Annotated in this window: 8 protein-coding genes; 7 read left to right on the top strand and 1 reads right to left on the bottom strand. The window is 56.9% G+C overall.

Translation table 11 applies throughout. The annotated features are described in order from the left end of the window. The first annotated feature begins 11 nt into the window (after window positions 1-11). The 6 genes from ABEA08_RS19915 to ABEA08_RS19890 all read left to right on the top strand — a co-directional run bounded on the left by ABEA08_RS19915 (window position 12) and on the right by ABEA08_RS19890 (window position 7366). Window positions 12-2129 carry a tetratricopeptide repeat protein gene (locus tag ABEA08_RS19915; RefSeq protein WP_345337173.1) on the top strand — a complete coding sequence of 706 codons (2118 nt, stop codon included), beginning with the start codon at window positions 12-14 and terminating at the stop codon, window positions 2127-2129. Window positions 2130-2275: 146 nt separating this feature from the next. Continuing rightward, the gene (locus ABEA08_RS19910; RefSeq protein WP_345337172.1) at window positions 2276-3841 is read left to right on the top strand and encodes a diguanylate cyclase; all 1566 of its coding nucleotides are present in this window, start codon (window positions 2276-2278) and stop codon (window positions 3839-3841) included. A 13-nt stretch (window positions 3842-3854) separates the two neighbouring features. Further along, entirely contained in the window at window positions 3855-5213 is a 1359-nt protein-coding gene (ppnN, locus tag ABEA08_RS19905) for a nucleotide 5'-monophosphate nucleosidase PpnN (RefSeq protein ID WP_345337171.1), read from the top strand. Continuing rightward, the gene (xni, locus tag ABEA08_RS19900; protein ID WP_345337170.1) at window positions 5210-5974 is read left to right on the top strand and encodes a flap endonuclease Xni; all 765 of its coding nucleotides are present in this window, start codon (window positions 5210-5212) and stop codon (window positions 5972-5974) included. Before ppnN ends, xni begins: the two co-directional genes overlap by 4 nt. Next, on the top strand, window positions 5971-6663 hold the full coding sequence (locus ABEA08_RS19895; protein WP_345337169.1) for an SDR family oxidoreductase: 693 nt from the start codon (window positions 5971-5973) through the stop codon (window positions 6661-6663). The genes xni and ABEA08_RS19895 overlap by 4 nt, the downstream gene beginning before the upstream one ends. A gap of 310 nt (window positions 6664-6973) precedes the next feature. Next, entirely contained in the window at window positions 6974-7366 is a 393-nt protein-coding gene (locus tag ABEA08_RS19890) for a DUF3192 domain-containing protein (RefSeq protein WP_345337167.1), read from the top strand. Window positions 7367-7459: 93 nt separating this feature from the next. On the opposite strand, the gene ABEA08_RS19885 is transcribed toward ABEA08_RS19890, so the two are convergent. Further along, a complete protein-coding gene (locus ABEA08_RS19885; RefSeq protein WP_345337166.1) occupies window positions 7460-10147 on the bottom strand; it encodes an alpha/beta hydrolase family protein in 2688 nt (895 codons plus the stop codon). A 188-nt stretch (window positions 10148-10335) separates the two neighbouring features. On the opposite strand from ABEA08_RS19885, the gene ABEA08_RS19880 reads away from it, so the two are divergent. After that, window positions 10336-11343: an isocitrate dehydrogenase gene (locus ABEA08_RS19880; RefSeq protein ID WP_345337165.1), complete on the top strand. Its 1008-nt coding sequence runs from the start codon at window positions 10336-10338 to the stop codon at window positions 11341-11343. Window positions 11344-11386: the final 43 nt, after the last annotated feature.

Raw genomic sequence — 11386 nt, 5'->3', positions numbered from 1 at the left:
TCGGAAAGAGAATGCGTAAACTGATAGGCGTGATGCTGATGTTGGCAACAATATCCGCCATGGCGTCCACTTCCATCGACTGGCACACCCTTGAGGACCGGTTAGAGCTTGATCCGCAAGCCGTCCTCGAGCAACACCGCTTCCCTGCCGCCAGCGCCGTCGATGAAACCGATCGCTTGTTAGTCCAAGGCTTCGCCCACTTCCACCTACGGGATCAGGAGCAGATCGAGCAGAGCTTGACTCAGCTGCGTCAGCGCACCTTAAACCAGATGCAAAAAAGTCGATTTGGCTTGCTGGAAGGCACCTACGTCGGCGCGATGAAAAGCCAGTTTGAGCAAGCCTTACTACTGTACCAGGAAGCCAGTTTACCCTTAGCGAACCTCAACAGCGCAGATGCGCTGACTCTGCATATCGACGTTTTGCTGAAAACTGGCTCACTGCTGCGCTATCTTCGCCGCCCTGACGAAGCTATCGAGGTTTTAAGCAAAGCCCGGCAGCGGGCGCTGTTGGCCGATGATAAGAGCCGCGTGGCCAAAGCTGAACACCATCTGGGACAAGCGTATCGCATCGCCAACGATCCCCTCAAAGCCGCCGAGTTCTACCGCTCTGCATTAAATGCCAGCGACGAGGTAAACTCACCACGATTCCGAGTCGATCTGGGGATAGAGCTCACTCGGCTGCTTCGGGCGAATGGCGACTATCAGGGCTCGTTGGAGTACGCTCACCAAGCCACGGTTAACGCAAAGAAAGCCAACAAACTCCACCTGATGGCCAACGCACTATCCGAGATCGGTTATACCAACGAAGCCAAAGGCTCCATTTCCGAAGCGCTGCATTATCACCTCCTGGCATTGGACAACCTATTTCAGGTGCAATCCAGCCTAGCCATCGCCGCGGCCCGACACGACATCGGCCGCGTCTATCTGACCGCCGAGCAACCAGACAAAGCCATGGAGTATCTCCTCCCAGCAGAAACTGTGTTCGAACAGCGAGGTCACTTCCGCTACCTGTTTTTAAATCAACTTCGGCTCGGTCAAGCCCACCTGATGTTAGGCGAGCCCATGCAAGCACTGTCATTGGCGCAGTCGCTGGAGCAGCGAGTAGACGACAGGATCCAGATCAAGGAACAACGCGAAATGTGGCTGTTGCTGGCCGACGCTAACCACCAATTAGGCCATCAAGAACATGCGTGGTCACAACTGCAAACCGCGCTGGAGCTGCCACAGCCTCTCTCACCCATGGTGGTAGGAAGCAGCAGTCAGATCACCCAAGAGCAGCTCAGAACTCAACTGAAACAGGCGCAGCAACAAGACCTTAAGCAACAAAGCCAGTTACAGCGATTAACATTACTGCACAGCATTGGCCTAGCGACATCGGCGATGTTGTTTTGCCTACTGCTGCTGGTTTGGCACAGGAAAAGGCGGACCCAGCAGAGGCTGGAGCAAGCCTGTGAAGCCTTGTTAACCGATCCCATCAGCCAGCTTGGCAACCGCCAGGCCCTGTTCCAACAGCTAAAGCACGCATCGGATGGTGCGCTGGTGCTACTGCACTTTGGCGACTTGGCGCAGATGGAGCTCGCCACCGGCCAGTTTCAATATCGTCAGATGCGACGCGCCATCGCCCAACGATTGGCTCGCCTGGAAGATCTGCATCTGCTGGCCGAGCCCAGCCCCGGCCAGTATGCCTTGATCGTACGCTGTCAAAACATTGAAGATAAGCTGAAAACACTCTTGCGGATCTGTGCTCAATGGCCGGAAAGTCAGCCCGCTCTTGCCAGTCCGCTTGCCGTTGGCGCCATCGGTCTGCCATTTCAGCCGGGCTCCATGCTCACCCTGCCGCCGGCGCTCTCTTTGGAGCTATGCCAATTTGCACTTTGGTCTGCCGTGGACGCGTCTCACTCGGCTCAGGATCATCGCTTTGTCCTGCTGCAACCTGTCGCACTGAATGCCCCGTTGCTTAAGTCTGACGATCTCTATCGCAGTGCGGCCAAATGCGTCGACAACGGGGTCATTCGCTGCATCTCCAATCATGACGATCCGGTCCGCTTACCCCATTCTGCGACCACCAACCCCATGAGACCGGTCACAAAAGTGACCAACCGAACACAGCTTAATCAGGCCTTACCGTAAGATGTAGGCGGTTCAAAGTAGCTATGGTATAACCAAGCGATATATCTGAATTTTAGATTCGTTAATCAACCGCACCATGATCCGGCCCCAATCGCTAACGCGAATCTGGCAGCCGATCAAGATCAGAACAGGGATCGTCACCGCGCATGCATGATGCCATTGAGCCTCAAGCCAAAACGATAATGCTCGAACAGCAGCTAAAACGCGCTCAGCTTACCCAAAAAAAACTGCTTGAGTTAAGCGAAACCAACCAGCGGCAGATCCGCGGTTTGGTCGAGTGCATCCATCACCTCAGCATCAGTTGCAAAGGCCAAAACCTCGAGTTGGATAACCGACTGGCCAAGCTGCGTACCCGCCTCGCATCGGAAAAAAATGTCGAAGCCTTGCTGCCGGAGTTGGCCACGCTGTGCCGCACCCTGCAAGCACAAGCTCAGAGCACGCAGCGAGAGCTGCAAACCAACCAGCAGTCGATGGCCAGCTTGGCCAAACGTATGGGTCAACTGGCGTCCGCGCCCGAGCCGATGCTACGCGAGCTGAGTCATTTTCAGCAGGAGATGCAAAAGCCGATCTACAGCGTCTGGGAGCAGTTGCCCCAGCTGCGCCGCCTCGCCGGCTACTACGAAACTCTGCTGCTTGACCGCATGGCCAGCGCAGAGCCGCTCCCTGTCACCCCAAAGCAGATCCAGATGTGCCATGAGTTAGCGCATCTATTATCCGACCTGGACTTCCGGCCCGAGCATAAAGACAGCATTGCTGCGATGAAAGCAGAGCTGGCCGGTGAGATCAGCGGCGATGCCTTGCTGGATGCCTACCAACAAGTGCTCAACTTACTGGTTGAAGAACTGGTTAAAGAGAAAAACGCCTCACAACAGTTCCTGCTGGCCATCAATGATGCCCTGAGCGTGGTGCGCGAAGCGGTCTCCGACAACTGGAGCCAAACCGAGCGCAGTTTTGGCAATCAACGTGAAGTCAATAAACGCCTCACCAGCCAGTGTCAGGAGATAGGCTCGCACGTCGCTAACGCCACCGAGTTGGAGCAACTCAAACAGCATGTCAGCCGAGAGCTCTCGCTGCTGCGCGCCATCATCCGCAAGCGGGAGGTGGACGAGCAGCATGAGTTCACCAAGTTGAAAGCCTCCATGGACAGCATGCGCAAAGAGCTGAACGCGCTCACCTCACAGGCAAGCAATTATAAGGAGCGCTTGGTCGAACAGCAGCGTCTCAATATGATCGATAGCCTCACCCAACTGCCCAACAGAGCCGCGCTGGATGACCGACTAAAACGCGAATATCGCAACGTCCGTCGCTACAACACTCAGCTTTGGATCGCGGTGATCGATATCGACCATTTCAAGGAGATCAACGACCGGTTTGGCCACACCACAGGTGACAAGACCTTACAGGTGATCGCCATGGCGCTGAAGAACGCGCTGCGCCAAGAGGAGTTTGTCGCACGCTACGGTGGCGAAGAGTTTGTCCTATTATTGCCAGAGGTCGAGCTGGAGCAGGTCAACCAAACCCTCAACCGGATGCGGGAGCGGATCAAAGCGATCCCCTTTAAGTTCCAGAGCGATCGCCTGACCGTCACCATCTCACTCGGCGCTGCTCGTGTCGATGCCCAGGAGACGGTGCAGGAAACGTTTGAGCGCGCCGATGCGGCTCTGTATCGCGCTAAGCGACAGGGCAGAGATCGGGTCGAGATCGATCAATAAGGAGACCGGGCCTATGCAGATCCAGGTACGTCCCCGAGGCAGTCTGGATCAGCTGTCCCAATTGGAAGTTGAACGACTGAGAGAAAGCGCGGCCTCCGAGCTGTATCAACTGTTTCGCAGTTGTGCTCTGGCCGTTCTTGCGTCTGGTATTAAGACCGACGACAGCGAAACCCTGTTTAAACGCCACCTAGATTTTCATATTCGGGTGCTGAGACAGGAGCGCGGGGTGATCCTTGAACTGACCAATCCGCCCCAAGATGCACTGGTGGATGGCAAACTGATGCGCAGCATACAGGAACACCTGTTCGCGGTGCTGCGCGATATCCTGTACATCAATGATCGCTTCGAAAACCTACGCCACATCAACCTGACCAATGCCACGCACATCACCAACGTGGTGTTTGAGATCCTGCGCAACGCCAAAGCGATCCCCACCGGCGGCAAAACCAATATGGTGGTCTGTTGGGGTGGGCACAGCATTAATGACGTCGAGTTCCAGTACACCCGTGAAGTGGGCTTCCAGATGGGGCTGCGCGAGCTCAACATCTGTACCGGCTGCGGCCCGGGCGCCATGGAGGGGCCGATGAAAGGCGCCGCCATTGCCCACGCCAAACAGCGCGTTAAAGAGGGTCGCTTCCTCGGCCTGACCGAGCCCTCCATCATTGCCGCCGAGCCACCCAACCAGATCGTTAATGAGTTGGTGATCCTGCCGGATATTGAAAAACGCCTTGAGGGCTTCGTCCGCCTGGCGCACGGCATCGTGATCTTTCCTGGCGGTGTCGGTACAGCAGAAGAGTTGCTCTATTTACTGGGGATCCTGCTGCATCCAGACAATGCCGCCGAGCCCCTCCCCGTTGTACTGACCGGCCCAACCGAGAGTCGGGCCTACTTCGATGAAATCAATGACTTCATCGGTGCCACGCTTGGACCTAAGGCACAGGCGCGCTACCACATCATTATCGATGATCCGATCGCCGTTGCTCGCTGCTTAAAACAGCAGATCCCCAACGTCAAAGCCTATCGGCAACAAACCGGCGACGCCTTTGCCTATAACTGGCGCATGAAGATCGAACCGGAGTTTCAGCTGCCCTTTCTGCCCAGCCACCAAGCCATGGCCAACCTGGCGCTGCAGCCGCAAGCCCACACCGCCCAACTCGCCGGCAATCTACGCAAGGCCTTCTCCGGGATCGTCGCCGGCAATGTCAAAGCCGATGGCGTTCGCGCCATCGCCAAATATGGCCCATTTAAACTGACCGGCGATCCGCAATTAATGAAGCGAATGGACGCCCTGCTGTCCGCCTTCGTCAACCAAGGCCGGATGAAACTGCCCGGCAGCACCTACCACCCCTGTTATGAGATAGACCACGGATGACCGTCCAACTTTTACTGATCGACGCGCTCAACCTGATCCGCCGGATCCACGCAACGATCCCCGATAACCAAACCGCCCTGATCGAACGCTGTGATAGCGCCATAAAAAAAGCCCTACGCCAGCATGGCCCCAGCCACGCCATGTTGGTCTGGGATGGCGGCCACCAGCACAGCTGGCGTCGCGAGCTCTATCCGCAATACAAAGCGCAGCGCAAACCCATGCCCGACGATCTTGCCGCCAATCTGCCCGCACTGCAGCAGCACCTCGAACAGATGGGGTTAGGCTCAGTGCGGCAAGACAACATCGAAGCGGATGATCTGATCGCCACCATCGCCGTCAAGGTGGTTGAGCATGGTGGCCACGTGGTGATCCTCTCAACCGATAAAGGCTTTGGCCAACTCCACCGCGTCGGATTAACCCAGTGGGATCACTTTGAGGGCGAAGCCCTGGATCTGCCCAAGCTGGAGCAGAAAGTCGGCGTACCACAACACCAACTGCTCGACTTTTGGGCGCTTGCCGGCGACAGTGGCAACGGGATCCCCGGCGTGCCCGGTATCGGCAAAAAAACCGCGCAAAAGCTGTTACAACAACACCAAAATCTCAGCCAGATCTTCACCCCCGGCACCGTTGAGGGCAAGCTGGGCGACACGTTGCACCAACACCGCTATCAAGCTCGCCTCAGCTACGCGCTCGTGCGTCTGCGGCAAGATCTGATCCTCAACCTCAGCCTCAATCAATTTCGACTCAGGGAGCCTGCATGAAACCTACCCTCCTCATTACCGGTGCCAATCGAGGGATCGGCCTGGAATTCACCCGCCAATATCTGCACGATGGGGCCCAGGTTATCGCCTGTTGTCGACAGCCGGAGTCTGCCGACGCGCTGCAGCAGTTGGCCCAGCAGTTCCCCCAACAGCTGGAATTGGTTGGCTTGGATCTCAGCCATCCTGAGCAGATCCCGGCGTTGGCTGATTACCTAGGCGAGCGGAAGTTGGATCTGCTGATCAGCAACGCCGGGATCTACGGCCCCAAAGGCTTACCGCTGGGCCACTATCAAGCCGGCCCTTTTGCCGAGATCATGCAAATCAATGTGCTCGCTCCACTCCTGCTGGTGCAGGCGCTGCGCCCCAACTTTGCCCAAGGCGCGAAGATCGCCCTGCTGAGTTCCAAAATGGGCTCCATGGACGACAACGGCAGCGGCGGCGCCTACTTCTACCGCGCCTCGAAGGCAGCACTCAACGCCATTGGTAAGAGCCTGGCCAATGATCTCGCCGCGCAGGCCCACCCTGTCGCCCTACTGCACCCAGGCTGGGTCCAAACCGAGATGGGCGGACCCAATGCTTTCATCTCTGCACTCACGTCAGTTGAAGGGATGCGCAAGGTATTAGATCAGCTGACATTGGCGAATACGGGCAGATTCCTTAACTACGACGGCAGTGAGATCCCTTGGTAGCCCGCCCCCTTTGCCACGCGCGGGGCAACGATCGCCCCGCCATGCCGTCACCTGTCAAAAAGCCCCAAGTCAATCGATAACCCACCGCTGCGCACAGATAAGCCCCCATCTCATAGCCGCTCATCTTCGCTTGCCATTGGGCTCTACTAAGCCCTTGGCTCGCGCCATATCCGCTTATCGGCCCCATCAACGCCAGCATGGTCTACGGCGGCACGTTACGTTCTTACCCATTTTTTTCTCGCCCAGCCCATTGCACCAAGGCAACATCTTGTTAACCTAAGTGGCAGTCACAGCACAGCGTTGATGGAATATGAGAGAGCAAAAAAATCGCATTGTCCCCGTGATCCTCGGCCTGCTCGGGGCGTATTTGTTGTTTGTGATCATCACGATCACCCTGTGGGATGGCGCTGAGCGCACACCGGATCAACTCGATTGGGACGACCGGCAACAGCATAACGTCGCCACCATCGCCACATTACAGATGGGCATGGAGCAAGCTCAGGTCCTCAGCCTGCTGGGATCCCCGGATTTTAATGAAGCCTTTACCGCCAGCGATGGGGTGCAGATGCAGATATTGCGCTACCGCACCCATCGGCTCAAAGGGGATGGCATGACCACCGAAGACGAAACCACGCCTTTGCTGTTTCGCGATGGTGTCTTGGCCGCATGGGGCAAAACCGCATTAGCCCAACTCGAACCTTAACACTGAACGCGGCGCTTCGGACCGGCGTACGCACGCGCCGATAAATAACAAAAAAACGGCCCGATGGCCGTTTTTTATATCAACACTCCGAGCCTATTGCTCTTCTGGATCGGGCAGGCGCAGCGGTTGGCCTTGCAGCCACCAGCTAGGCGCTGCTGCGCCTTGCAGGGTATGGTCAAAAAACGCCATCATCTTCAGGCTATAATCGAGTTTGTTGTGGTACTCCTTGAGGTGATGCGGCTCCCCTTCATACTGCAGCATCACCACCTCCTTGCCTAAGCGGCGCATCGCCAGATACAGCTCGATCCCTTGTTGCCAGGGCACCGCATCGTCCTTATCACCAAACATGATCAGCATCGGAGTCTCGATCTTGTCGGCATGAAATACCGGACTGTTCTCAATATACAATTGCGGCGCCCGGTAGAGGCTCTGACCAATGCGGCTTTGACCCGCCTCATATTGAAACTGCCGGCCCAGCCCAGAGCCTAGGCGGATCCCAGTATACGCGGAGGTCATATTGGCCACTGGCGCCCCAGTCACTACGGCCTTAAAGCGATTGGTCTGAGTCACCAATTGGGCACTTTGATAGCCCGCCCAAGAGTGCCCCTGCAGACCCACTGCGTGCGGATCGGTCAGCCCCATCTCGACGAGCGTATCGAGCCCGGGCAAGAGTGCATCCGCCGTAGAGCGGCCAGGATGGCCTATCTCGAAGCGGATATCGGGCAGGAAGATGGCGTACCCTTTGCTGGCAAACCACGGGAAGTTCGGGCGGTGATTGAGCGCCATTGCTGGAAACTGATGCAACCTATCGCTCATAAAGCGGTAGAAATAGATCATCGTCGGCAGGGGCTTGTCGCCTTGATAACCCGGTGGCGTGATCAGCACACCGGACAAGGGCTCGCCGGTGCGCGAGCGCCAGCTGATCCGCTGTGCCTGACCCCAATCCAGCGTCTCGAGCTGCGCGCCAAGATCACTAACCTGAGTAAACTCGCCTTGCCAACCACGGGTCTGAAGCAGATCCGGATAGCGATCGTAACGCTCCTGAGTAAACAGCAGCACATCGCTTTGCTGCGCCTTTGCCACAAAACGGGTGCGTTGCGGCCCAGTTAACCAGGGCTGCAGTTGCCGCGGGGCGATCTTAAGATGGCTTAAGCCCTCATCCCGTGTGTGCTCGTTGTGCCGATGCAGCAGCAGATCCGCCTGACTCGACAGGAACAAGGCATCATCGTCGGTGCGCACTCGGCGATGGATCCAGCGCTGCGCACGCCCCTCCGTCAAACGCTCCAGTTCACCGCCTTTGGCCAACCAAATGTCGTACTTGTCATAAACCAGCACGCCGGCCCCCGGCTCCAGCCAAGCGTCAAAACCGTAACCCGGCGCCGGACTCGGGTAATCGTGATCCTCATCGGAAAAGCCCTCCGCAATGACGCGGGTGGAGTTGGCCTTAATGTCATGCCACTTGAGCTTACCGCGGACATGCCAGATCACCCCATCATCGTGAGGCGACAAGCTGGGCTCATCCGCCGACAAGGTCTGCTCAACCAAAGCCCGACGTTGACCGGTTTTCAGATCGACCAGATACCAATCTCGATAGAACCCGGCCCAAGAGGCCATTTTGCGATAAAGGGTATCACTGGACGCCAACAGGAATCGTCGGTTATCCGCCAGCTTCAAACTGGGCACGCGGGGATCGGTTAACTGAATAAACTCTTCGCCGCTAAGATGCCAGACACCTTGGTATTGACGTTTAAACTCGTCTTTATGGCGTTTTTGTTCGACGGATTTGATCCGCGCATCGTCGCCATGCCAGAGCACCAACTCGGTCCGACTTAATATCTGCTCTGGTTGGTAGAGGGCCGTCGGATCCGCATAATCTTCTATTTTGCGGCTTTGAGGCTGGCGCGCTTGGCGGCCAACGAACAGGCGTTCGCCGTCGCGACTGAAGGTTAACTCACTGAACCCAGAGACAATAAAATCGGCATGATTGAGCGCTTGCCAGCGCAACTTGCCCCCCTGAAAATGGCCCAGGCGATGCTCTCGCTGACGCTTCGCCACCTCTTCTGGGCCCCAACTGAATGCCAACTGCTTGCCATCCCGACTGAAGCGCAGTGCCCCACTGACGTGGCCCTTTTCTTGGTAGACCGGCACCGAGCTCAGATCGTGCGACAGTAAATAGACGCCATTAAGCTCTCCCGCCGGGGTCTCACTACTGTAAGCCAAGCCAAAGCCTTTTTCCGCCACGGCGATCTGGTGAACATGACTGAAGGTGCGGCTGGTGTCCTTGTGCAGATCGCGAATGGTCAAGGTTGCCCCAGCAACGGGCGTTTCATCCGTCGCCTTGGCCTTTTCATGCAAAACCAGTAAGTACCGGCCATTGTGACTGAACTTGGCTTCCTTGACCTCATCGAAGCGCCACTCCTGACCGGTTCGGCTATGCACCAGTACCCGGCCTGAATGCAACTTACGCCGCGCCTTCTTGGGCGTCTGCTCCCACTCCAACAGCGACGGTGGCACAGTAAACAAGGCATGGTCACCATCGCTCGACAGCACCGGCGCTTGTGCGCCCACAACATTAAACACATGGCCATCAGGACGGCGTAATCGACCGTTCGGCTCACCGCGATCGGCCTGCACGGCGTAGGCGATCACGCTGCCATCATCGGAAATGGCCGGATCTTTGAGTGACTCAAAGGCCATGACAGCCTCCGGCGTCACCGGGGCCGCACAGGACAGACCACTACTCCCCATCCCCAGCAATAGAACAAACACTAACTTCTTCACACGGCACCCTCACCTATCGTCCATATCCGTTGCTACGACTTTCCGCCAACTGTAAGTGGCCTGTGAAAAGCGGTAGACTGTGCGCCGAAACATGCTAACAAAGCCCCCATCTCCTGTCACAGTTGCTCTCGCTACTGGCTGGTACTAGAGGGGTACATAAACAAACACCAACGTGGAAGGATGTATGCATGTCCGCAACAACCATAACTGTAATACCCGGCGACGGGATCGGTCCCGATATCGTCGATGCAACCTTAAAGGTGCTGGATAAGGCGGGCTGTCAATTCGACTATGAATTTGCTGACGCTGGCTTAACGGCACTGGAAAAGCACGGCGAGCTGGTGCCTCAACAGACCTTAGATCTGATCGAAAAGAACAAGGTGGCGCTAAAAGGCCCCTTGACCACCCCCATCGGCGACGGCTTTACCTCCATCAATGTCAGCTTGCGCAAAACGTTCAATCTGTATGCGAACGTCCGTCCGGTGCTCTCGTTGAAGGGCACCCGAGCCCGCTATGAAAATGTCGATATCATCACCATTCGGGAAAACACCGAAGGCATGTACTCAGGTGCAGGCCAAACCGTCAGCGCCGATGGTCAAACGGCCGAGGCGATGAGCATCATCACCCGGGATGGTGCTGAACGGATCTGTGAATTCGCTTACCAACTCGCGCGCAAAGAGGGCCGCAAAAAAGTCACCGCGGTTCACAAAGCTAATATCATGAAGTCGACCTCCGGCCTGTTTCTCAAGGTAGCCAGAGAGGTGGCCGAGCGTTACCCGGAGATTGAATCGCAAGAGATGATCGTCGATGCCACCTGCATGAAGTTGGTGATGGATCCCAGCCAGTTTGACGTGATCGTCACCACCAATCTGTTTGGTGACATCCTGTCCGATCTCTGTGCTGGGCTGATCGGAGGGCTTGGCTTAGCGCCCGGCGCCAACATCGGCCAGGAGGCAGCGATCTTCGAAGCGGTCCACGGCAGCGCACCCGATATCGCGGGGCAAGATCTGGCCAACCCCACCGCTTTGATCCTCGCTGCTGTACAGATGCTCGAATATCTGGGGCTGGCGGAGCAAGCTGGTAAGATCCGCAATGCGGTGCGCGACACCATCGCAGCGGGGGAATGTGTTACCCGAGATCTCGGCGGTAACGCCGGCACTCAGGCCTTTACCGACGCCATTCTGGCCCGGCTGTAACGTCACCTCACGACGATGAGCCCCGGACTTTGCGGGGCTCCCT

This window comes from Ferrimonas pelagia, assembly GCF_039543565.1.
Taxonomy (GTDB): Bacteria; Pseudomonadota; Gammaproteobacteria; order Enterobacterales; family Shewanellaceae; genus Ferrimonas; species Ferrimonas pelagia.
Note: the sequence above shows the minus strand (reverse complement) of the source record. Positions and strands in the feature narration are given on the sequence as shown.